Annotated in this window: 19 protein-coding genes; 15 read left to right on the top strand and 4 right to left on the bottom strand. The window is 63.0% G+C overall.

From position 1 onward, the window contains the following. Nucleotides 1-145: 145 nt before the first annotated feature. The 6 genes from JM946_RS31205 (at nucleotide 146) to JM946_RS06950 (ending at nucleotide 7,235) form a co-directional block, all read left to right on the top strand. Nucleotides 146-1,024, top strand: a complete 879-nt coding sequence (locus JM946_RS31205) for a diguanylate cyclase (RefSeq protein WP_203166425.1) — start codon at nucleotides 146-148, stop codon at nucleotides 1,022-1,024. Between the two features lie 183 nt (nucleotides 1,025-1,207). Next, complete coding sequence (locus tag JM946_RS06970; RefSeq protein ID WP_203166424.1) at nucleotides 1,208-2,770, top strand: amino acid permease; 1,563 nt, start codon at nucleotides 1,208-1,210, stop codon at nucleotides 2,768-2,770. Next, nucleotides 2,767-4,137: a glutamine synthetase family protein gene (locus JM946_RS06965; protein ID WP_203166423.1), complete on the top strand. Its 1,371-nt coding sequence runs from the start codon at nucleotides 2,767-2,769 to the stop codon at nucleotides 4,135-4,137. The genes JM946_RS06970 and JM946_RS06965 overlap by 4 nt, the downstream gene beginning before the upstream one ends. Nucleotides 4,138-4,197: 60 nt before the next feature. Continuing rightward, nucleotides 4,198-5,580, top strand: a complete 1,383-nt coding sequence (locus JM946_RS06960) for an aldehyde dehydrogenase family protein (protein ID WP_203166422.1) — start codon at nucleotides 4,198-4,200, stop codon at nucleotides 5,578-5,580. A gap of 49 nt (nucleotides 5,581-5,629) precedes the next feature. Then, entirely contained in the window at nucleotides 5,630-6,808 is a 1,179-nt protein-coding gene (locus JM946_RS06955; RefSeq protein ID WP_203166421.1) for an iron-containing alcohol dehydrogenase, read from the top strand. A 52-nt stretch (nucleotides 6,809-6,860) separates the two neighbouring features. Then, entirely contained in the window at nucleotides 6,861-7,235 is a 375-nt protein-coding gene (locus tag JM946_RS06950) for a DUF2845 domain-containing protein (RefSeq protein ID WP_218042628.1), read from the top strand. Here the strand turns inward: JM946_RS06950 and JM946_RS06945 are convergent. Next, the gene (locus tag JM946_RS06945; protein ID WP_203166419.1) at nucleotides 7,220-8,590 is read right to left on the bottom strand and encodes an MATE family efflux transporter; all 1,371 of its coding nucleotides are present in this window, start codon (nucleotides 8,588-8,590) and stop codon (nucleotides 7,220-7,222) included. The genes JM946_RS06950 and JM946_RS06945 overlap by 16 nt on opposite strands. Before the next feature lie 185 nt (nucleotides 8,591-8,775). On the opposite strand from JM946_RS06945, the gene JM946_RS06940 reads away from it, so the two are divergent. The 5 genes from JM946_RS06940 (at nucleotide 8,776) to JM946_RS06920 (ending at nucleotide 15,288) form a co-directional block, all read left to right on the top strand. After that, nucleotides 8,776-10,053, top strand: a complete 1,278-nt coding sequence (locus JM946_RS06940; RefSeq protein WP_203166418.1) for an acetyl-CoA C-acetyltransferase — start codon at nucleotides 8,776-8,778, stop codon at nucleotides 10,051-10,053. A gap of 575 nt (nucleotides 10,054-10,628) precedes the next feature. After that, complete coding sequence (locus JM946_RS06935) at nucleotides 10,629-11,189, top strand: PEP-CTERM sorting domain-containing protein (RefSeq protein WP_203166417.1); 561 nt, start codon at nucleotides 10,629-10,631, stop codon at nucleotides 11,187-11,189. Between the two features lie 165 nt (nucleotides 11,190-11,354). Continuing rightward, a complete protein-coding gene (gene hemH / locus JM946_RS06930) occupies nucleotides 11,355-12,440 on the top strand; it encodes a ferrochelatase (protein ID WP_203166416.1) in 1,086 nt (361 codons plus the stop codon). Further along, on the top strand, nucleotides 12,440-13,159 hold the full coding sequence (locus JM946_RS06925; RefSeq protein WP_203166415.1) for a hypothetical protein: 720 nt from the start codon (nucleotides 12,440-12,442) through the stop codon (nucleotides 13,157-13,159). The genes hemH and JM946_RS06925 overlap by 1 nt, the downstream gene beginning before the upstream one ends. A gap of 53 nt (nucleotides 13,160-13,212) precedes the next feature. Further along, on the top strand, nucleotides 13,213-15,288 hold the full coding sequence (locus JM946_RS06920) for a S46 family peptidase (protein ID WP_203166414.1): 2,076 nt from the start codon (nucleotides 13,213-13,215) through the stop codon (nucleotides 15,286-15,288). Between the two features lie 43 nt (nucleotides 15,289-15,331). On the opposite strand, the gene JM946_RS06915 is transcribed toward JM946_RS06920, so the two are convergent. Then, entirely contained in the window at nucleotides 15,332-16,075 is a 744-nt protein-coding gene (locus JM946_RS06915; protein ID WP_230979465.1) for a YceI family protein, read from the bottom strand. Between the two features lie 110 nt (nucleotides 16,076-16,185). Between JM946_RS06915 and JM946_RS06910 the strand changes: the two genes are divergently transcribed. From JM946_RS06910 to JM946_RS06895, 4 genes are all read left to right on the top strand, one after another. After that, nucleotides 16,186-16,755 carry a cytochrome b gene (locus tag JM946_RS06910; protein ID WP_203166412.1) on the top strand — a complete coding sequence of 190 codons (570 nt, stop codon included), beginning with the start codon at nucleotides 16,186-16,188 and terminating at the stop codon, nucleotides 16,753-16,755. Continuing rightward, the gene (locus tag JM946_RS06905) at nucleotides 16,752-17,351 is read left to right on the top strand and encodes a YceI family protein (RefSeq protein ID WP_203166411.1); all 600 of its coding nucleotides are present in this window, start codon (nucleotides 16,752-16,754) and stop codon (nucleotides 17,349-17,351) included. The genes JM946_RS06910 and JM946_RS06905 overlap by 4 nt, the downstream gene beginning before the upstream one ends. 48 nt (nucleotides 17,352-17,399) lie before the next feature. Beyond that, entirely contained in the window at nucleotides 17,400-19,580 is a 2,181-nt protein-coding gene (locus JM946_RS06900) for an acetyl-CoA hydrolase/transferase C-terminal domain-containing protein (RefSeq protein ID WP_203166410.1), read from the top strand. A gap of 118 nt (nucleotides 19,581-19,698) precedes the next feature. Next, complete coding sequence (locus JM946_RS06895) at nucleotides 19,699-20,526, top strand: DUF4097 family beta strand repeat-containing protein (protein ID WP_218042626.1); 828 nt, start codon at nucleotides 19,699-19,701, stop codon at nucleotides 20,524-20,526. A gap of 13 nt (nucleotides 20,527-20,539) precedes the next feature. Here JM946_RS06895 and JM946_RS06890 read toward each other — a convergent pair whose 3' ends face one another. Further along, nucleotides 20,540-21,412, bottom strand: coding sequence for a fructosamine kinase family protein (locus tag JM946_RS06890; RefSeq protein ID WP_203166408.1), 873 nt, complete (start codon nucleotides 21,410-21,412; stop codon nucleotides 20,540-20,542). Nucleotides 21,413-21,421: 9 nt separating this feature from the next. Continuing rightward, entirely contained in the window at nucleotides 21,422-22,255 is an 834-nt protein-coding gene (gene pyrF, locus JM946_RS06885; protein WP_203166407.1) for an orotidine-5'-phosphate decarboxylase, read from the bottom strand. Between the last annotated feature and the right edge of the window lie 6 nt (nucleotides 22,256-22,261).

Genomic DNA, 22,261 nt, shown 5'->3' with positions numbered 1-22,261 from the left:
GCGCCAGACCTTCGGAAATGGCGCGGAGATTGCAACCATCCGGTCACAACACATGTGAATCATGCGCGGGTCTTTCGTCAAGTCTGATACCGCAAAGCCGGTGTTTATGCTCTGATTGCACACTCGATGCGCCTGCTGGAGATCCGTGGAGCTTTCGTCCGCCCTCGCGCTTGAATTCGCAACCTCATACCTGTCGATCGGAGTGGTCGCGGCGCTGGCGGTGACGGCTGTTGCTGCCCTGGCCCGGACCTTGTGGCTGCATGCCCGCCTGAAGCGGCGGACGCAGGAGCTGGAAGCCGAACTGGCTCAGCGCCAGCGGGCCGAAGCCGAGCTGCAGACCGTTCGCGACCACCTGGAGAGTCGAGTTCGCGAGCGCACTCACGCACTGGAAGCGCGCAACGAAGAGCTGAGCCGCCTCCGCCTGGCGCTGGAAGCCGCCAATCGACGACTCAAGCGCATGGTGGCGCTCGACCCCCTCACCGCCATCGCCAATCGGCGCCATTTCGATCGCGCACTCGATCGGGAAGTGCGCCGGGTGCGGCGCGAGCAGCTGCCATTGTCATTGATCTTCCTAGACCTCGACGAATTCAAGCAGTTCAACGACACCCACGGTCACGCCGCCGGTGACGAGGTCCTGCGCCGGGTCGCCCGCACACTGGATGAAACCTTCCGCCGGGGCGGCGATCTGGTCGCCCGCTATGGCGGAGAAGAATTCGCCGTAATCCTGCCCGCTGTGGACGCACGCCGCGCCGGCCTGTACGCCGAACGGCTGCGTCGACGCATCTGGCGCATGGCCATTTCGGTGGGAGCAGCCGAGAGCAACAAGCGCATCACCATCAGTGGCGGTGTGGCCACGATCGTGCCGGGCTCGCCAGGCTTCATGAATGCAACGCCCGATGTTTTGTTACGAACGGCCGATCAGGCGCTGTACCGGGCGAAATGCCTGGGCCGCAATCGCATCGCCATGGCCGCCAACCCTCCGCCCGCGGATCGCGAGCGCCCTGCCATCGAGCTCGCTTCTTGAAGCATTCGCCGGCCCGGTCCGCCGGCCTGGCCCCAGTCTTGCTTGTCATTTGACGCGACCACCCCGCGCGTACGCCATTCATGCGGGGTGGGCGTATAGTCGTTTCGTCGCATTCATCCTCGAGAACAACAGACAAGGAATGTGGGTCGCGGCTGCGATTGGCGTTCCTTCCAGGAGAATCGCATGACAGCCAAGAAGACGGTTGGCGGCGTGACGTATCAGAACGCCGGTGCGGACTACTTCGCCAAGCGCAGCCTCAGACGCCACGCACGAGTCTGGTCGTTATGGGCGCTGGGCGTCGGCGCGGTCATCTCGGGTCACTTTTCCGGCTGGAATCTCGGCATCGGCGCCGGCGGCTGGGGCGGACTGTTCATCGCCGCCATCATCATCGCCATCATGTATCTGGGCCTGATCTTCAGCCTGGCGGAAATGTCGCCGGCGCTGCCCCACACCGGCGGGGCTTATTCGTTTGCTCGCAGCGCCATGGGCCCCTGGGGCGGCTTCATCACCGGGCTGGCCGAGAGCATCGAATACATCATGACGCCGGCGGTGATCGTGTTTTTCATCGGCTCCTACCTCACCGGCATCTTCGAAACTCCCGCCGCGTTTCAGCCATTGTGGTGGATCGGCTGTTATCTGCTGTTCGTGGCGCTCAACTACGCCGGAGTGGAGGTCTCATTCAAGATCTCGGTGGTGGTCACCATGCTGGCGCTGGCGGTGCTGGTGGTGTTCTGGATCAGCGCCATTCCGTACGCGGACTTTTCGCGCTGGGCGCTGAACATCGCGGTCGGCCCCGATGGCAATCTCATGGAGTTGCCGCAGGGCGGCGGCAGCTTCCTGCCGTTCGGCTGGGGCGGTGTGCTGGCGGCCATGCCGTTCGCGGTGTGGCTGTTCCTCGCGATCGAGGAATTGCCGCTCGCAGCGGAGGAATCGGTGGATCCGAAACGGGACATGCCCAAAGGCCTGATCTTCGGCATGTTCACACTGATGGTGTCGGCGCTGATGATCATGTTGCTGAACGCATCGATCGGCTCGGCGGACCAGGGCAAGCTGCATGGCGCCTATTCGCTGGCCACCTCGGCCGAGCCGTTGCTCGACGGCTTCCGCGTGATCTTCACCGGCGACATCGCCAAGCTGCTGTCGCTGCTCGCGGTCATCGGGTTGATCGCCAGCTTCCACACCATCATTTTCGCGTTCGGCCGGCAGATCTATTCCCTGTCTCGCGCGGGCTACTACCCGGCAGCGATGTCGATCACGCACGGCTCGCGCAAGACTCCTCACATCGCATTGTTCACCGGCGCGGCCATCGGGCTCTGCGTGATCCTCGTCGTTTGGTTCTCGCGCGGCGCGGAGCAAGGCGGCGCGATCATCGGCGCGACCTTGCTCAACATGGCGGTGTTCGGCGCCATGATTTCTTATGCGCTGCAGGGCGTCTCGTTCATTCTGTTACGCAAGAACATGCCGAACATCGAGCGCCCGTATCGCAGCCCGTTGGGCATTCCAGGCGCGAGCGCCACGGTCCTGATCGCACTGGTCACTTTGTATTTCCAACTGCAGGATCCGGTGTATCGCGCCGGTGTGTACTCGGCCCTGGCGTGGTACGTCGCTGGCCTCATCTATTTTGCGCTGGTGGGCCGTCACCGGCTGGTGCTGTCGCCGGAAGAGGAATTCGCGCTCACTGGCGGCCAGCATGGTCATCCCGAGCGCGAGGGTTACGGCACCACCAAGGTTGACACTGCATCATGATGGAACCTCGCCAGGTCAAGAATGCCGCCGACGCCAAAGCCATCGTCGAGCAGCGCGGTCTGTCGCACGTCAAAGTCGGCGTGTTCGACGTGGACGGCATCATGCGCGGCAAATATATGTCGCGCGCCAAGTTCGTTTCGGCGCTGGAGAGCGGCTTCGGATTCTGCGATGTCGTGCTCGGTTGGGACTGCCAGGATCAGCTCTACGACAATGTGAAATTCACCGGCTGGCACACCGGCTATCCGGACGCGCCGGTGCGCATTCTTCCGGAGACCTGCCGGCCGCTGCCGTTCGAGCACAACAACCTGCTGTTCTTGAGCGAGTTCACTGGCGGGGCGGAGCAGATCTGTCCTCGCGGCGTGCTTCGACGCGTGCTCGACAAAGCGGCCCAGCTTGGCTTCCAGGCGTACGCAGGCTTCGAATACGAAGTGTTCTTTTTCGACGAGACGCCGGAGTCGGTACGCGCCAAGCACTATCGCGATCTGAAACCCATGGCGCCCGGCTGGTTCGGCTATTCGGTGCTTCGCAACTCGACCGCGGCGGAATTCTATCGCCACATGCTGGAGACCTGCGAAGCCATGGATTTCGGCATCGAAGGGCTGCACGAGGAAACCGGGCCCGGCGTGATCGAAGCCGCCATCGCGTTCGACGAGGCGCTGGCCTCGGCGGACAAGGCAGCGCTGTTCAAAACGTTCGTGAAGGTGCTCGCCCAGCGCAACAACATGATGGCCACGTTCATGGCCAAGTGGTCGCGCGACTGGCCGGGCCAGAGCGGACACATTCATCTGTCGCTCAAGGATAGCGGCGGCAAGCCGGTGTTCCACGATCCCGACCAGCCGCATCAGATGAGCCAGACCATGCGTCATTTCGTCGGCGGCCAGCAACAACTCATGCCGGAGTTGCTCGCCATGGTCGCGCCGACCGTCAACTCTTACACACGTCTGATTCCCGGCTTCTGGGCGCCCACCGATTCCACCATCGGCGTCGAGAACCGGACCTGCGCCTTGCGCGTCATTCCCGGCAGCGCGAAGTCACAACGTGTGGAGTATCGGGTGGCGGCAGCCGACGCCAATCCATACATCATTCTGGCTGCGGCGCTGGCCTCGGGCTTGTGGGGCGTCGAGCATCGCATCGAACCGGAGCCGATGGTCGAAGGCAACGCCTACGATCACAAGTTTCCAGAGCGCCTGGCGCTGCCGCGCACGCTGTGGGATGCGGCTCAGCGTTTGAAACAATCGCGCATGGCGCGCGAGTACTTCGGCGATGCCTTCGTCGATCACTTCGCCGCGACCCGCGAGTGGGAAGAGCGCGAGTTCCGCAAGCATATTACGGACTGGGAGCTGGCCAGGTACTTCGAAATCATCTGACTGGTGTCCCGGGAACGGAGAACAGTCGAAGGCGCGGCCGGCACATTGGCGAGCGAGCATATGCAGAAGACGATCTCTCCTATCGATGGCAGCATCTACGTCGAGCTCGAGCTGGATACGCCCGCGATCATCGATGAAGCACTCGACGCCGCTCGCGCCGCGCAGCGCGCGTGGCGCGATACGCCTGTGGAGGATCGCGCGGCCATTCTTTCGAGGTTTTGCGATCTGTTCGAGGCCCAGCGCGACGAGATCGCCACCGAGCTGACCTGGCAAATGGGCCGGCCGATTCGCTACACGCCCAGCGAAGTGAACGGCACGCTGGAGCGCGCGAGACACATGATCGCCATCGCGCCACAGGCGCTGGCCGACATCGACGCGGGCCCGAAAGAAAACTTCACCCGCTTCGTGCGTCGCGAGCCGCTTGGCGTCGTGCTCACCATCGCCGCTTGGAATTATCCGTACCTGATCGCGGTCAACAGCGTCGTTCCCGCATTGATGGCCGGCAACGCAGTCATCCTCAAACATTCGGCCCAGACACCATTGTGCGCGGAGCGCTTTGCGAGCTGCTTGACCAAGGCCGGCTTGCCTGCAGGCGTGTTTCAAGTTCTGCATCTCACTCATGCCGACACCGAGAAGATTGTTCGCGACCGACGCATCGACTTCGTCGCCTTCACCGGCTCGGTGGCTGGCGGCCACACCGTGCAACGTGCGGCTTCGGAACGTTTCATCGGTGTGGGACTGGAGCTCGGCGGCTGCGATCCCGTGTATGTGAGACATGACGCGGATCTCGCGCACGCCATCGAGAACATCGTGGATGGCGCCTATTTCAACAGCGGCCAGTCGTGCTGTGGCCTGCAGCGAATCTATGTGCACGAACGCGTGTACGACGACTTTGTCGCCGGCTTTATCGATCTCACTCGTAAGTACGTACTTGGCAATCCACTGGATCCGAACACGACGCTAGGTCCTGTGATTCGCACCTCCGCCGCGGACACGATTCGTCAGCAGATCGAAGCGTCGATCCGCGCCGGCGCGTCGCCTGCGATCGATGCAGCGGCTTTTCCTGTCAGCAAACCCGGCACACCGTATCTGGCGCCTCAGCTGCTGCTGGGCGTCGACCACTCGATGACGGTGATGCGCGAGGAAATTTTCGGGCCGGTTGCGGGTCTGATGAAAGTGAGCTCGGACCAGCAGGCCGTCGAGCTCATGAACGACACGGTCTTCGGACTCACCGCGGCGATCTGGACACGGGATCAGGAGGCCGCGCTGGCCATCGGCGATCGCATCGACACCGGCACGTGGTTCATGAATCGCTGCGACTATCTCGATCCGGCGCTCGCATGGGTCGGCGTGAAGGATTCCGGCCGCGGCTGCACGTTATCGGTGGTGGGCTACGAACACCTGACTCGTCCCAAATCGTTTCATCTGCGCACGCGTACTTGAAATCATGCGAGAGTTCATCATCAAACCGGTTCGCTCGAAGGAAACCCTCATGGCTTCACTGCGCGGCAACTGGAACTATCCTACCTCGGTGCGCTTCGGCCCGGGGCGTGTCGCAGAGTTGGCCGACGCATGCAAATCGCTCGGCATGAAGCGTCCGCTGCTCGTCACCGATCCGGCGCTGGCGAAGATGTCGATGATCGAGAATGCCGTCGCATCGTGTCGAGCCGCGGGACTGAGTTGCGAAGTCTTCAGCGACGTGCAGGCGAATCCGGTGGAGTCCAACGTCACGAATGGCGTCAATGCCTATCGCCGGAGCTCGCACGATGGCGTGATCGCTTTCGGCGGCGGCAGCGCGCTCGACACCGGCAAGGCGGTGGCGTTGATGGCGGGACAGACGCGCCCAATCTGGGACTTCGAAGATCGTGAGGACTGGTACACGCGTGTGAATGTCGCGGGAATGGCGCCGACGGTGGCAGTGCCTACAACGTCCGGCACCGGCTCTGAAGTCGGACGCGCCGCGGTCATCACCGACACGCGCGACCACACCAAGAAAATCATCTTTCATCCGAAGATGCTGCCCGCGGTGGTGATCGCCGATCCGGAGCTGACCTTGGGCCTGCCGCCCAGCGTGACCGCCGCGGTCGGCATGGACGCGCTATCTCACAATCTCGAGGCGTATTGCTCGCCTTCCTATCACCCCCTGGCGGAAGGCATTGCACTGGAAGGAATGCGTTTGATTCATGACTGGCTGGCAACGGCGGTGAAACACGGCAGCGACCTCGAAGCCCGCTCGCACATGATGGCGGCGTCGCTGATGGGCGCGACCGCGTTTCAGAAAGGGCTCGGCGCCATGCATAGCCTGAGCCATCCCTGCTCGGCCAACCTGAACACGCATCACGGCCTGACCAATGCGGTGGTCATGCCTTATGTCCTGTCGTGGAATCGACCGGCGCTGAGCGAGAAAATGCAGCGCCTGGCGGCCTATCTCAATTTGCAAGAACATTCATTTACCGGGGTGCTGGACTGGATCCTGGGCCTGCGAAAAACCATCGGCGTGCCGGACACATTGGCCGAGCTGGGCGTTGAACCCGAGCACGCGAACCGATTCGCGCAGCAGGCGTTCGACGATCCCTCCACTGGCGGCAATCCAGTGACGCTCACCGTGGCGGACTTCGCCCAGCTGTATCGAAATTGCATCGAGGGGAGACTGCATGCGTCCGCTTCCTGAGTTAAGCCGGCGTTCATTGGCAATTCATGCGCGCGGAGGCATAGTGAGCGCCATGCGTATCCCCATGCTCATCGCATCGACGATTCTGGCGGCGGCGGTCGCCATGCCGGCGCATGCTGACGGCATGCGTTGTGGTGGACGTTTGATTCGAGACGGGGATGCACGCGCCGAAGTGCGCGCCTTCTGCGGCGAGCCGGCCGACGTGCAGACGCGCACCATCCTGCGGCGGCCTTTCTATAACGTCAGTGGCCGGCTTGTTTATTTCGGCGACGGCCTGGTGGAAGTCCCGGTGGAAACCTGGACCTACAACTTCGGCCCGAACAAACTGATGCGCCGGGTGCGCTTCGTCGACGGCATCGTCGAAGAGGTGGAAACCCTCGGCTACGGTTACAACGATCCGCAGCGCGGCTCTTATATGGGCCGCTGACCCGCACTGTCGATGCGCGCTCTGGTGACGCGCAGGTAGCGAACGACCAGCAGGATCGCGCTGACCGTCAGCCCGACGTTTAAGCCGACCCACACCAGCACCGGCCCTTCGCCCCGGTAAACGCCGTAGTGATACGCGAAGGTGAATCCAACCACCCAGTACGAGAACACGCACATCATCATCGGGATGGTCGTGTCCTTGAATCCGCGCAGCGCGCCGGCTGCGCCGACCTGCACGCCATCGGAAAATTGAAACAGCGCGGCCATCAGCAGCAAGCTCGCGGCCAGCTCGCGGACCGGCACATCGCGCGTGTACAGCGCCGCGATCTGATCGTTCAGAAGCAGGATGACGATGGCGGAGACGGTCATGACGATGGCGCACATGCCGACGCCAATCAAACCTGCATTGCGCGCTCCCAGCACATCGCCGCGGCCGAGCGTGTGACCTACGTGAATGGTGGTGGCCGAACTGATGGCCAGCGGCACCATGAACATGAAAGCGGCGTAGTTCAGCGCGATCTGATGGCCGGCCGCCGTCACCGCGCCCATGCTGCCCATCATCAATGCCGCCGCGACGAACAAACCGCCTTCGGCGAGGATGCTGCCGGCGATGGGCGCTCCGATGCGGGTCAACTCGCCCAGCACCGGCCAGTTCGGCCGATCGACGCGTGCGAAGAAGTTGAAAGGTCGATAGGCGCGATGGGTTCGCACGTGTAGAAACATTGCAAAGAACATGAGCCACATGGATATGGCGGTGGCCACGCCGCAGCCCACTGCGCCAAGCGCCGGGGCGCCGAACTTGCCGTACATGAAAATCCAGTTGCCGATGACGTTCACGGTCAGGCCGAGAAAGCCTGTGAACATGATGGGCTTGGTGCGGCCCAACCCTTCGCTGGTATAGCGCAAAGAAAAAAACGCCAGCAGCGCGGGCATGCCCCAGCTGATGGCATGCACATAGCCGATCGCCACCGGCAGCACCTCTTCGGCGATGCCGACTGCCGGCAGGAACCAGTCGGCCTGCCGCATGCCGAGGAACAGCAAGATTGAAAGCGCCATCACCAGCCACCATGACTGGCGGGCATAGGTCGTGACTTGCTGCCGGTCGTTGGCGCCGAAGGCGTGCGCCACCGACGGCGAAGTCGCCATCAGCAGGCCGAAGCCGGTGAACATGAAAAGGTTGAAACTGGCCGCGCCGACTGCCAGGCCGGCCAGGTCGACCGCACCGAGCTGGCCGGCCATGATGGTGTCGGCGAACGCCATGCCGGTGATGGAGAGGTTATTGCCTAGCAACGGTCCGCCGAGCGCAACAATAGCTCGGGCGTCCACGACCAGGCGGTCGCGGCTGGTGATAGTCATGCGAGTCGATGGCCGTCGCGGACGACGGCGAGTGTGGTTCCGGATCGCGGCCGCACAGCGTACGGGCTTTGTGCCGCCGACGCCAACAGCAGATGAACAGCGATCCCAACGATGTGTTCCGACTATGAATCGAGTGACGACGGCTGGCATGCTTGCGGCCCCACGTTGCTCGCAATGGAGCCGCCATGCTCGTAGGTTCTTCCATCCGCCGCGTCGCCATCATCGGTGGCACACGGATTCCGTTCGCGCGCTCGATGGGCGTGTATGCCGAAGCCAGCAACCAGGAAATGCTTACCGCCTCGCTCAAGGGGCTGGTGGATCGATTCAACCTGCGCGGTGAAACGCTCGGCGATGTCGGCGCCGGCGCGGTGCTCAAGCACTCGCGCGACTTCAACCTGACGCGTGAAAGCGTGCTGGATAGTGGCCTCGCGCCGGAAACGCCTGCGTTCGATCTGCAACGCGCCTGTGGCACGAGCCTGGATACAGCCATCGTGCTGGGCTTGAAGATCGCCACTGGCCAGATCGACTCGGCCATCGCCGCCGGTGTGGATACCGCGAGCGATGTGCCCATCGTCTACCCCACCGCGTATCGCAAAATGCTTCTGCGCAGCGCGCGAGGTCGTTCGCTGGGCGAGCGTTTGTCGCCTTGGGCGGGATTCCGACCCGGCTTTCTGAAGCCGCAGTTGCCGGGAGTCAGTGAGCCGCGCACCGGCATGTCCATGGGCCAGCACTGCGAAAAGATGGCGCAGACCTGGCAGATCTCGCGCCTCGATCAAGATCAGCTTGCTTACGAGAGTCATCGCAAAGCCGCGGCTGCCTGGGACGAAGGCTTCTACGAAGATCTCGTCGTGCCGTTCCGCGGGCTGAACCAGGACAACAACATCCGGCGCGATACTTCGATCGAGAAGCTCGCCAAGCTCAAACCGTCGTTCGCTGCGAACGGCACACTCACGGCCGGCAACTCGACTCCGATGACGGACGGCTCAGCCGCCGTGCTTCTCGCCAGCGAAGAATGGGCGAAGGCTCGCGGACTGCCTGTGCTCGCCTATCTCACGTATGGCAAATATGCGGCGGTCGATTTCGTGCAGAAGGAAGGCCTGCTGATGGCGCCGGCCTATGCCGTGCCGCGCATGCTCGCGGATGCGAATTTGAAGCTGCAGGATTTCGACATTTATGAGATCCACGAAGCGTTCGAAGCGCAGGTGCTGTGCACGCTCAAGGCGTGGGAGTCACCCGAGTTCTGCCGCGACCGGCTCGGACTGTCGGCGCCTCTCGGCAGCATCGATCGGAGCAAGATGAATCTCAAGGGCGGCAGCGTCGCCATGGGCCACCCCTTCGCCGCCACGGGCGCTCGCATCCTTGCCACGCTGGCCAAGCAACTCGCCCATCGCGGCGGCGGCCGCGGCCTGATCTCGATCTGCACCGCCGGCGGCATGGGCGTCACCGCGATCGTGGAACGCTGAAACCGTCGCCCGGAAAAACGGCGGTCGGCAGGGGTTGGTGGCACCTACCGACCGCCCTCCGGACCGCAGAGGCCAGAATAAGTTAATCCGGCGTTCGGTCCCCTGCGCGAAGTGCCGCGATCCCGGGGAGGGGGCAGTAATGAATCGCGACACGTCGAGCAATCGGCTGGTCGATGAGAAGGTTGGCGGGCGACCCGCCGCTGAACCAGAACTGGAAATAGGAAGATGAAAGGGCGTCCCTGCCCGGATGCATGCCCCGACCTTGCGGGTCCTTGTGAAGGCATCCCTAATCACACGCACGCAGATCCTAAAGGGTATAGCGACAAACCGAGGTAAATACCCTCACAGCGCGACGCAGTTTTCGCTCCGCCGAGCCTGCGACCTCTCCTTGCAGTTTTCACAATATGGAAAAACGCATGCTGCCTTGCGCGTCGGTAAGCATTACACCGACGCTGGGTCAGACCTGCAGGAACGCACCGCCGCTCGCGCAATCGGTTGAATATTCAGGAAAATATTGCCCGTGGCATACCGGTTGCTTTGGCTTGGTGCACCTTTTCACCGGAAGTCATACCAACATGAAGCGACTTTTTGCCCTGGCCCTGCTCGCGCTCGGTTTCGCCGGCTCCGCGCAGGCCGATTTCATCCCCGCCACCTGGACCGACTCGCTCAACGGCGGCAGCAACGGCATCTACATCGGCAGCGGCCAGTCGTACACCTATGTGCACGACCTGAACGACAACGGCTTCCGCCCGCTCAACGACGTCATCTCCGACTTTCATCTGTCCATCAACCTGGCCGATGACAGCCGCAGCTGGTTCGACGGCCTGGAGCTCGCGTTCGTGGATCTGCCCGGCGTGAGCGGCGACAGCCTGGTGTGGGACTTCGGCGCCGGCGGCGAAGAGTACGGCGGCTGGTCCATCGTCGGCCTGCTGCAGCTGAATGTGCTCGGCACGCTGACCGTCACCATCAGCTCGGTGTTCGGCGACTTCGACCTGATCAGCTCCACCCTGACGGCGAACGGCCTGAGCAACGTTCCCGCGAACGTTCCGGAGCCGGGCGCGCTGAGCCTGCTCGGCCTCGGTCTGGTCGGCATGGCGGTGAGCATGCGCCGCCGTCGGCAGACGCGCGCTGCCTAAGGCAGCGAAGCAATCGCTCCTCGGTAGGGAAGGCCCCGCTCCGGCGGGGCTTTTCTTTTATGCAGGTGCCTCCGAATCGTCGATGGCGGTGATTGCCACGGACTGTTGCTCGCACCGGGGGCGACCTCATTACACTGGCCGCCCCTGAACGACGAGTCATGAGCGGTGCTGGGCAAACCCACTTACCTTGGCGATCCCTCCCACCAGCACGGCGCCGCCGATCGCCTGGGCGTACTGCTGGTGAACCTGGGTACGCCGGATGGATCGGATCCGTCCTCCGTCCGCCGATTCCTGGCCGACTTTCTCGGCGATCCGCGCGTCATCGAAGCGCCCCGTTGGTTGTGGTGGCTGGCTCTGCACGGCGTGATCCTGCGAATCCGTCCTTCGAAAAGCGCTCACGCCTACCAACAGATCTGGACACCTCAAGGCTCACCGCTGCTGACTCATAGCACCGCATTGACCCAGCGCGTGGCGGAAGCACTCGCTTCCCAATGGAATGCCGCCGTTGCCCTCGGCATGACCTATGGCTCGCCATCCATTCCGAAGGCCGTAGAAGAACTCCGCCGGCAGGGCGTGCGTCAGCTCGTGGTGCTGCCGCTGTATCCGCAGTATTCAGGCTCGACCACGGCCTCGGTGTTCGAACGCGTGACCAAGGAGTTGCAACGCTGGCGTTGGGTGCCCGAGTTGCGCTTCATCGGCGACTATCACGACGACCCCGGTTACATCGACGCCATCGCGGCCAGCATCGAGCGCCATTGGCGGACAAACGAACGCCGCCACTTGTTGTTTTCGTTTCATGGCGTTCCCCAGCGCTACGCCGCGGCGGGCGATCCTTATCAGTATCACTGCACTCAGACCGCACGACTGATCGCGCAACGACTGTCGCTGGGCGAGAAAGATTGGACCCTCAGTTACCAATCGCAGGTGGGCCGCGAGGAATGGCTGCGCCCCTACACCGATGAAACACTGCTCGAGTTCGGACGCAGCGGACCGAAGCGTGTCACGGTCGTGTGCCCCGGATTCGCCACCGATTGTCTCGAGACGCTCGAGGAAATCGCGCTTCGCAACCGGGAGGCGTTTCTCGGCGCGGGCGGCGAAGGGTACGATTACATCCCCGCATTGAATGCCGACGAATCGCACGTGGCAGTCATCACCAACCTCGTCAATCGTCACGCGCAGGGCTGGCAGCCAGCGTCGCGTGGCTCGGCGCCGGCCGAGCAACCAACCCTACGCAGCGGCGCCCAGGTTTGATGTTCGAGCGATTCCTGGAAATCAGCGTGTACGCGCCACAGATTCGCGAGTCTCTGGCGTTCTACGAATCGCTGGGCTTCGTCCAGGCGCCGGTCGGCGAGGCCTTGAAGCATCCGTACGCGGTGGTCACCGACGGACGGTTGTTTCTTGGGCTGCACGATCAGCCCATGGCCTCCCCGGCGCTGACCTTCGTGATGCCGCGACTCATGCATGGCGTCGATCAGTTGGAGCAGATGGACATCGAGCTCGAAGACATGAAGCTCGGCAACGAAGTGTTCAATCGCGTGAGCTTTCGCGATCCTTCCGGCCAGCTGGTCAACGTCTTCGAGGCGCGCACCTTCTCCCCACCGCAGTTCGAGACTGCGCCCGCCACGACTTGCGGCTATTTCACCGAGTTCGGCCTGCCCGTGCGGGAGCAGGGCCCGATGCGCGTGTTCTGGGAAGCGCTCGGCTTCGTGGCGTGGGATGAGCAATTGGAGCCATTTGCGCGTACGGCAATCACCAGTGACCATCTCAACCTGGCGTTGTATCGTTCGCGAGCATTTCGCCAACCGGTGCTGACGTTCGAAGACCCGGACATGCGCGAGCGCCTGACCCGGCTGAAAGAACGCGGCTTCCGGCTATCGGACGAGATGCCCGACAATCTCGACGAATCGTGCAACGCCATTCTCATTGCGCCGGAAGGAACGCGGCTGCTGCTGTTACAGTCCGACACCTGATCGCGTGCGCCGGAGCACGCAGCCGTTCGCTGTATACATTGAGGGAGAATTCGATGTTACGAAGCCTCGCAGCCGCGTGTGCGGCGCTGTTCGCCACCGCAGTCGTGGCGGATGAGGGCATGTGGACCTTCGACAACGTGCCACAAGCCGCCATCCAGAAAAAATACAACATCACGCTCGACAAGCCCTGGCTGGACAAGCTGCAACGATCCATCACCCGCTTCGAAAGCGGCTGCACCGGCTCGTTCGTGTCGCCCGACGGCCTGGTCCTGACCAATCATCACTGCGCCATGTCGTGCCTGGCGGAGCTGTCCAGCACCAGCGCGAACTATGTCGACGACGGCTTCCACGCCGGCACGCGCAGCCAGGAAAAGAAATGCCCGACCCAGATCCTGTCGGTGCTGGTGGAAATGGAGAACGTGACTGCCAAAGTGGCGGCCGCAACCGCCGGCCTCGCCGATGCGCAAGCCAATCAGGCACGCAAACAGGAACTGAGCAAGCTGGAGGCCGCCTGCACCAGCAGCTCGAAAAACAGCCGCGGCGGCCCGCTCGCCTGTGAATCGGTGACCTTGTATCAGGGCGGCCAATATTACTTGTACAAGTATCGCCGCTACGACGATGTGCGCCTGGTGTTCGCGCCTCATCACGCCATCGGCGCCTTCGGTGGCGATCCGGACAACTTCAACTTCCCGCGCTGGAGCCTGGATTTCAGCCTCATGCGCGTCTACGACAAGGGCAAGCCGGCGCGCACGCCGAATCACTTGAGCTGGCGCATCGAAGGCCCGCAGGAAGGCGAGCCCACGTTCATCGCCGGGCACCCCGGCAGCACCAGCCGCCTGCTCACCGTCGAACAACTGCGCTTTCAGCGCGATGTCTCGGTGCCCTCCTATCTCATTCGCAACTCCGAGCTGCGCGGTCGAATGATCCAGTACGGCAAGACTGGCGACGAGCCGGCGCGCATCGTGTCGGATTACCTGCAGAGCGTGGAGAACGCGCTCAAGGTGTATCGCGGCTTTCAGACGGCGCTGCTCGACGATGGTTTGTTTGCTCGCAAGACCGTGCAGGAGCGTGAACTTCGCGAGCGCGTCAAGACGGATCCGAAGCTCGAAGCCGCCGTCGGCGAGGCGTGGAAGGATGCGGCCGACGCGCAGGAACGCTACCGACAGATCTATGACCGTTATCTCTTCCTGGAGAGCGGCGCCGGATTCAATAGCAAGCTGTTCGGTTATGCGCGGCAGCTGGTGCGCGGCGCGGCGGAGCGCGGCAAGAGCAACGAACAACGATTGCGCGAGTATGCCGAATCGAATCTGCCGAAGATTGCTTCCAGTTTGCTCGCGACCACACCGCTCTATCCCGAGTTCGAGCAGGTGACGTTGTCGTTCTCGCTGGACAAGCTGCGCGAAACGCTCGGCCCGGACGATTCAGTGGTTCGCAAACTGCTGAGCACCGAGTCGCCCGAGTCGCTGGCCGCCAAGTTGATCACGCAGAGCAAGCTGGGCGATCCCGCCGTTCGTAAGGCCTTGTGGGATGGCGGCGCCGCGGCCGTGGCGGCCTCCAACGATCCGATGATCGCGCTGGCGCGTGACATCGATGGCGAAGCCCGCGCCGTTCGCAAGATCTACGAAGACGAAGTGCAGGCTCCAGTGGCAGCGGCCCAAGAGCGCATCGCCAAGGCTCGCTTCGCGGTGCTCGGCACGAACACGTACCCCGACGCTACCTTCACTCTGCGACTCAGCTACGGCGCGGTCGCGGGCTGGACGGAGAAAGGTCAACCGGTCGAACCGTTCACCCAGTTGTCGCGGCTCTATGAACGCACCACCGGCAAGGATCCGTTCCGTCTGCCGCAAGTGTGGCTCGACGCTCGCGACAAGCTCGACATGAGCACGCCGTTCTGTTTCGTGACCACCAACGACATCGTCGGCGGCAACTCCGGCAGCCCGCTGGTCGACAGCCAGGGTCGCCTGGTCGGGCTGGCCTTCGATGGCAACAAACATTCCATCGCGGGCAGCTTCTGGTACGACGGCGAGATGAATCGCACCGTGGCCGTGCATCCGGCGATCATCATCGCTGCGCTTCGCGATGTGTATGGCGCGCAGGATCTGGCGAAGGAACTGTTGGACGCTCGTTGATTCCTCGAGGGCGGGGCATCAGGCCCCGCCCTGCTGTTCGTGCTTAGCGCTTCACCGCTACCAGGTCGAAGCGCACGCGTAATCGGTCCTGCACCGCCAGCGCCCCCAGCGCCACGCTGAAGGGCTTCATCCCGAACTCCGTCTGCAGAATCTCGAGCTCGCCACGGGCCGTCAGCCGCTTGCCATTCAAAGCGATGCTGGCCGGCACGACGACCTCGCGACTCACGTCCTTGATCGTGATGCGCGCGGTGATTCGGGGAGCCTGCAAGGAACCGGAGATCGAAGCCGACCTGAACGTGACCTTGGGATACTTCTGCGCATCCAGCACTTCCGGCCGGAGCATGTTTTTCTTCGTCCCCTCCTGATCCGCCGTCGGGATCTCGGGAGGGAAGTCGCTGCCGGCGGCCTGGCGGGCCTGGGGATCGTCCACGACCAGCTCGGCCACGGGAAACGACAGCTCGAAACCGGAAGCTGTGAACCGAGGGTGTAGCCAGGCACGGCCGGTCACCGACCTGCTGGTGATCACGTGATTGTGGCCGAGCCGCGCCAGCGTCCCACCGCGGAACACATGAATATGCACGACGGACGCTTGCGTATCGATCTCATAAAAGTCCGTCGCCGAGTCGGGTGGCGGCGACGAAGGCGCTGAAGATGGAGGCGGCACGCTCGGCGCGGGCGGGGGCGGCTGCACTGGTCGCGGACAAGCGACAAGTCCCAGGCACAGAACTAACAGCACGACCACGCGGCTCGCGGCACTCAGTGCTGTTCGACTTCCTAGCGTAGCCATTCCGGGGTGCCCCGCACTGTGTCAGATTTGCAGCCGATCGAAGCTTCGCGTGGGCCCCGCCCCGCGAATCGCTTACACTTGTTGTCTCTACGTGAGCAGGGGTCGAAGTGATGCAACTGAAGAACGACGAATCGCGCTATGGCGTCGTCGCGCAGTTATTTCACTGGGCCATCGTGGCGCTCATCATAGTTCAGTTCATCCTCGCCAACCGCGCCGACAACCTGCCGCTGGGCCCGGCCAAGATCGGCGTGCTGGCCCAGCACAAGTCATTCGGCATCACCATCCTGGCTCTGGTGCTGCTGCGCCTGATCTGGCGCTGGCTCAACGTGGTGCCGGGCGAGCCGAAGGATGTGCCCACCTGGCAGCGTATTGCCGCGCGCTTCTCTCATGTCGCACTCTATGCGCTGCTGCTGATCACGCCGATCGTCGGCTGGCTCATGTCATCGGCGCGCAACTTTCCCGTAAGCTGGTTCGGGCTGGTGACGCTGCCGGATTTCATCCGGCCCAGCAAACCCGCCTATGAGTTCCTGCACCAGACTCACGAGCTGTTGGCCGGGACGCTGTTCTGGCTGGCGTTGCTGCACGTGGCGGCGGCGCTCAAACATCATTTTTGGGACAAGGACGACGTGCTACGCCGTATGTTGCCCGTCAAGCTGACACAGGAAACGACGCGATCATGACTGTTGCCCAGAACACCCGGAACACGCCTCATCGTCTGGCCGCCCGCCTGGTGGTGGGCTTCGCCACCGGCCTGGCCGCCATGCTGGCCTTCGCGGCCGCGCAATGGAGCATGCAGCCCAAGGAAAGCAAACTGACGTTCGTCGGTGAACAGGCCGGCGCGCAGTTCGAAGGCGCCTTCGAGAAATTCACCGCCGACATCCGCTTCGACCCGGCCGATCTGACCGCCAGCCGCTTCGACGTGAAGATCGATACCGCCTCGGTGAATACCCAGGACGGCGAGCGCGACGACACCATCAAGAGCGCCGATCTGTTCGACGTCAAACGCTTCCCGACCGCGCGTTACGTCGCCGACAAGTTCACCAGCAGGGGCGGCAACAAATATTCCGCCACCGGCAAGCTCACCCTGCGCAATGTGACCAGGGACGTGCCGATCGAATTCACATTCGAGAACAAAGACGGGGGCGCGTGGCTGAAAGGCTCCGCCAGGATCAAACGTCTGGACTTCGGCGTCGGCCAGGGCGACTGGCAAGACACCGCCACCGTCGGCAACGACGTGCAGGTGCGCTTCGCGCTGCGTCTGAAAAGCGCTTCATGAGCCGCACGCGCTCGACCATGCATTCTCGAGCCGGGTGACCGCCCGCCGATGTCCGCATCCTCGCCGCTTCGATTCACGGCGCCCGACGACTGTGTAGAGGCCACTCTCAACCGGGTCGGCAAGCATGTGGTGCTGGGCTTGCCGGTGGCGATCGGCAAGCCCAATACGTTGGTCAACGCCTTCGTGGCGCGCGTCGCCGCCGATCCGACCCTGAAGCTCACCATCATCACTGCCTTGTCGTTGCGCGCGCCACGGGGGCGCAGCGAGCTCGAACGGCGCTTCATCGAGCCGTTCTCCCGGCGGGTGTTCGGCAACTACCCCGAGCTCGAATATCTGCAGCTCATCGAACGGCAGCAGCTGCCAGCCAACATCGAGGTGGTGGAGTTTTACCTCGAGCCCGGCGCCTGGTTGCGAAACGACGTTCTGCAACAGAACTATCTGAGCAGCAACTACACGCACGTGGCGCGCGACGCCTTGCGTCGTGGGCTCAATGTGATTGCTCAGCAAGTCGCCGCCCCCCCGCCGGACGAAGCGCCCGGCCTGCTCAGCCTCGGCTCGAACGCCGACATGACCGCCGATCTGCTGCCACAGATCGCCGCCATGCGCGCCAGTGGCAAAGGCAAGCCGTTCACGTTGATCGGACAAGTCCATCGCGAAATGCCGTTCATGTACGGCGACGCGCTGGTCACCTCCGACACCTTCGATTTCCTGGTCAAGGATCCGGACACGGCGTTGTTCTGCCCGCCGAACATGCCGATTCCGCCCACCGAGCACGCCATCGCGCTGAACGTGAGCACGCTGATCCGTGACGGCGGCACTCTGCAGCTGGGCATCGGCGAGCTGGGCGACGGCATCTGCTACGCCTTGCAGCTACGGCAAAAGCAGCCAGCGCTGTATCGCGAGATCCTGGAATCCAACGGTCTGTTGGCGCGCCACCGCCGACTGATCGAGACCGAAGGCGGCACCGCGCCCTTCGAACGCGGCCTGTATGGCTGCACCGAGATGCTGGCCGACGGCTTTCTCGACCTGTACCGCAGCGGCATTCTGAAGCGGCGCGTGTATCCGAGCGCCAAGCTGCAGCGGCTCATCGACGAAGGACACGTCGACGAACGCGTCAGCCTGCACACCCTCGATGCGTTGGTCGAGGCCGGCATGAGCCGCATGTCCTACGCCGACTTCCAGGAGTTCCGGGAAATAGGTTTGTTTCGGGACGACGTCGAGTATGACCGTGGCGTGCTCATCACTCCGGATGGCCAGCAGCTGCGCGCCACCTTCTCCGATCCGGAACAGCGCGCTCAAATCGCCGAACACTGCCTGGGAGACACGCTGAGAAATGGCGTGCTCGCCGACGCCGGCTTCTTTTTCGGTCCGAAGAGCTTCTATGCCGGCCTGCGCGAGCTGCCAGCCGCTCAGCGCAAGCTGTTCGCCATGCGAGGCATCAGCTTCATCAACGAGCTGTATGGCCACGAATGGGAATTGAAGTGCGCACAGCGGCGCTACGCGCGTTTCGTCAATACGGCCATGATGATCACCGGCCTGGGCGCCGCGGTGTCCGATGCGCTCGGCGACGGTCGTGTCGTGAGCGGCGTCGGCGGCCAATATAACTTCGTCGCCATGGCGCACGCCCTGCCCGAGGCACGCTCCATTTTGTGCGTGCGTGCTACGCGCATCTCCCATGGGACTACAACATCCAACATCGTGTGGAGCTATGGGCACACCACGATTCCACGCCACTTGCGAGATATCGTCGTCACCGAATATGGCATCGCCGATCTGCGCGGCCGAACCGACCGCGAAATCGTCGAAGCCCTGGTGGGGATCATGGACGCACGTTTCCAAGGCGCCTTGGTGAGCGACGCGAAGCGCGCCGGCAAGCTGCCCCGGGATTGGGCCATTCCGGATGCAGCCCGGGCCAATACGCCACAACAGTTGGCCAATAAGTTCGCGCCGTGGCGCGAGCGAGGTTTGTTTGCCGAACTGCCGTTCGGCACGGACTTCACCGCCGAGGAAATCGCGCTCGCCAAGGCGTTGCGGTCGCTGGAAGCGTCAACGCGATCCTGGTCGGGCCGACTGCGAGTGATGCTGAGCGCACTGTTCGACGGCTCGCCCATCCCGGCCATTCAGCCCCACCTGGCGCGCATGGGCCTGGCAGAAGCCCGCGCCCTTCCGCAGCTCGTACAACGTCGGCTGCTGGCGACTGCGCTTCGCAAAATTTTGCAGAGCGGCTGAGCAACGCCTAATCTTTGCTTCCCCTCAAGCGGAAACGGGTGCGGGCCCGAGTCCGCGACAACGCTCCCAGCGAATGGGTGCGTTGTTCCGTTTTACTTAAAATGAACAGGACGTCTTCATGAACAAGACAGGGGCGCAGCTTCTCCTGATGATTTTGTTAAGCAGCGGCGCAGCGTGGGCGGAGGATTGCAAGTTCTCCTCCGAGCGCGCGGCGAAGTTCAACGGCCCGGTCAAAAAGGTCGTGGTCTCGGCCGACGCGGGCTCTCTGAAGATCCACGGCGACACGAACGGCGAGCTCAAGGCGCTCGGCAAGGCCTGTGCCTCCTCCGAAAACCTGCTGGGCAAGATCGGGCTGGAGAGCCGCCGTGAGAACGACACCGTTTATCTAACGGTAGTGCTCGGCAGCAGCATGACCGATATGTTCAGCTTCAAGCGCTACGCCTACCTGGATCTGGACATAGCCGTGCCGCGCAATGTGGAGCTGGAGGTCACCGATAGCAGCGGCGACCTGGAGCTGAGCGACGTGGGTACGACGCGGGTCACGGACGGCTCGGGCGATCAGCTGCTGAAAAACATCAACGGCAATCTGTACGTCAACGACAGCTCGGGCGTGATCCGCATCATGAGCGTAATCGGCGATGTCGAGGTCGAAGACAGCTCGGACAATATCGACATCGAGGACGTGCGCGGCAATGTGAGAATTCTCAGTGACAGCTCGGGCGACATCGCCATAGCCAAGGTCACCGGCAATGTCGACGTGATGGACGACAGCTCCGGCGATATCACCATTCGCGAAGTGAAACAGAACGTCAAGATCCACAACGACAGCTCGGGGGACATCAACGTGAGCGACGTGGGCGGCAATTTCGCGGTCATGGTCGACAGCAGCGGCAACATTCTGTACGAGCGCGTGTCGGGCACCGTGCGGATCCCCGCCGGTAATTGAGACTCCCGCCGGGCTATTTCAGCTCGGCCAGCAGGCGCTGGACCATCCCCAGCGCCTGCCGCGAATAACCGCCGCCGAACAAGTTGAAATGGTTCAGCACGTGGTACAGGTTGTAGAGCGTGATACGCGTGTTTGCGCCCGGATCCACCGGCCACGCCGCCTGATACGCCGCATGGAACTGCGCGCCAAAACCACCGAATAAGCGCGTCATCGCCAGATCCGTCTCGCGATCCCCGAAATAAACCGCGGGATCGAACAGCACTGGCTGCCCGCTCGCATCCGCGCCCCAATTGCCTCCCCACAGATCGCCATGAAGCAGCGACGGCGTCGGAGCGTAGCCAGGGAAGAAACGGTCGAGTTGCTCGCACAAGCGGTGGCCGCCGTCGATGAGATCGGCGCCGGCGCCATTTCGTTTCGCCAGCGCGAGTTGAGGTTGCAAGCGGCACTCGCGGTAGAAATCTACCCAATCCTTGGTGAGTCGATTCGTTTGTGGCGTCGAGCCGATGGTGTTGTCACGATGCCAGCCGAACTCATCGCGAGTGACGCGGTGCTGTCTCGCCAGCTGTTCGCCAAGTTTCGCTTCGCTGCCGGCGGATGTGCCGCGCAGATCGATCCACTCCAATACCAGGAAGGCGGTTCCTTCGTGCTCACTCACCGCCAGCACTCGTGGAACGCGCACTGCCTGCGCTCGAGACAGCTCGGCAAGACCCTCTGCTTCGGCCTGAAACATTGCCAGGCTCGATGCATCGCCGTGCTTTACGAACAGCGGACCCTGGTCGCTCTCGAAGCGAGAACATGCATTGATCGAGCCGCCCGAGACGCTGCGCTCGGATCCAGCCGCAACCTCGCTACCTGAAGCGCGACCAAGTGCAGCGGCGAGCGACATAACGGGCGACTACAGCAGCTCGCGAGCCTGCTCCTGCAAGCCGCGGATGGTGGTGCGAATGTCGGCGACATTGCCGCCGTTCGCCAGGATGGCTCTTGAAACATTGGGCAACACACGGCCACGCGCCGAGGGCATGCGCTTCAGCACGTCCTGCATCGTAGCGCCTTGCGCGCCGACTCCGGGCGCGAGAATGAAAGACTGAGGAAGCGCCTCGACGGACTCGGCTGCATCGTCGCAGGTCGCACCGACCACGGCTCCGATATATCCAAGACCTTCACCCTGACGTCGATTGCGCAACGTGATCTCGCGGCAGAGATTCTGAGCAACGGTCTCGCCGTTCGCCATGCGCGCGGTTTGTAACTCACGACCTTCCGGATTCGACGAGCGCACCACGACGAACACGCCGCCTTCAGCTCGCACGGCGATGTCGAGAAAAGGATCCAATGCCGCGAGGCCGAGATATACATGCGTGGTCACCGCATCGACTCTTAGCGTCGTGGACGAGGAAAAATAACCCTCGGCGTAGGCGGCTCCGGTCGTATCGATATCGCCGCGCTTGCCATCGAGAAGCACGAGCACATCGCGACTCCGCGCAAGCGTCGTGAGCTCCTCGACCGCCTTGAGTCCGGCGCTGCCGAAGCGCTCGAAGAACGCCGACTGCGGCTTGAGCAGCGAAATCCGAAACTCCGCCGCTTCCAGCACGCGCTTGCCAAACTCGAACGCGCCTTCGGGCGTGTTCGGCAAATTGCACGACTTCAACAACGCCGCTGAGGGGTCAACACCGACACACAGCGGGCTGTGCTCGGCGATTTTGTGTTGCAAGCGGGCCGCGAACGTGGACATGAGCAG

The sequence above is a fragment of the Steroidobacter gossypii genome, from assembly GCF_016801985.1.
Lineage (GTDB): Bacteria > Pseudomonadota > Gammaproteobacteria > Steroidobacterales > Steroidobacteraceae > Steroidobacter > Steroidobacter gossypii.
This window is presented reverse-complemented; position numbering and strand designations above follow the sequence as displayed.

Excerpts from the sequence above, each read along its gene's own strand:
- JM946_RS06970 (WP_203166424.1), top strand. The coding sequence starts at position 1,208 with ATGACAGCCAAGAAGACGGTTGGCGGCGTGACGTATCAGAACGCCGGT.
- JM946_RS06965 (WP_203166423.1), top strand. The coding sequence starts at position 2,767 with ATGATGGAACCTCGCCAGGTCAAGAATGCCGCCGACGCCAAAGCCATC.
- JM946_RS06960 (WP_203166422.1), top strand. The coding sequence starts at position 4,198 with ATGCAGAAGACGATCTCTCCTATCGATGGCAGCATCTACGTCGAGCTC.
- JM946_RS06955 (WP_203166421.1), top strand. The coding sequence starts at position 5,630 with ATGGCTTCACTGCGCGGCAACTGGAACTATCCTACCTCGGTGCGCTTC.
- JM946_RS06950 (WP_218042628.1), top strand. The coding sequence starts at position 6,861 with ATGCGTATCCCCATGCTCATCGCATCGACGATTCTGGCGGCGGCGGTC.
- JM946_RS06945 (WP_203166419.1), bottom strand. The coding sequence starts at position 8,590 with ATGACTATCACCAGCCGCGACCGCCTGGTCGTGGACGCCCGAGCTATT.
- JM946_RS06940 (WP_203166418.1), top strand. The coding sequence starts at position 8,776 with ATGCTCGTAGGTTCTTCCATCCGCCGCGTCGCCATCATCGGTGGCACA.
- JM946_RS06935 (WP_203166417.1), top strand. The coding sequence starts at position 10,629 with ATGAAGCGACTTTTTGCCCTGGCCCTGCTCGCGCTCGGTTTCGCCGGC.
- JM946_RS06925 (WP_203166415.1), top strand. The coding sequence starts at position 12,440 with ATGTTCGAGCGATTCCTGGAAATCAGCGTGTACGCGCCACAGATTCGC.
- JM946_RS06920 (WP_203166414.1), top strand. The coding sequence starts at position 13,213 with ATGTTACGAAGCCTCGCAGCCGCGTGTGCGGCGCTGTTCGCCACCGCA.
- JM946_RS06915 (WP_230979465.1), bottom strand. The coding sequence starts at position 16,075 with ATGGCTACGCTAGGAAGTCGAACAGCACTGAGTGCCGCGAGCCGCGTG.
- JM946_RS06910 (WP_203166412.1), top strand. The coding sequence starts at position 16,186 with ATGCAACTGAAGAACGACGAATCGCGCTATGGCGTCGTCGCGCAGTTA.
- JM946_RS06905 (WP_203166411.1), top strand. The coding sequence starts at position 16,752 with ATGACTGTTGCCCAGAACACCCGGAACACGCCTCATCGTCTGGCCGCC.
- JM946_RS06900 (WP_203166410.1), top strand. The coding sequence starts at position 17,400 with ATGTCCGCATCCTCGCCGCTTCGATTCACGGCGCCCGACGACTGTGTA.
- JM946_RS06895 (WP_218042626.1), top strand. The coding sequence starts at position 19,699 with ATGAACAAGACAGGGGCGCAGCTTCTCCTGATGATTTTGTTAAGCAGC.
- JM946_RS06890 (WP_203166408.1), bottom strand. The coding sequence starts at position 21,412 with ATGTCGCTCGCCGCTGCACTTGGTCGCGCTTCAGGTAGCGAGGTTGCG.
- pyrF (WP_203166407.1), bottom strand. The coding sequence starts at position 22,255 with ATGTCCACGTTCGCGGCCCGCTTGCAACACAAAATCGCCGAGCACAGC.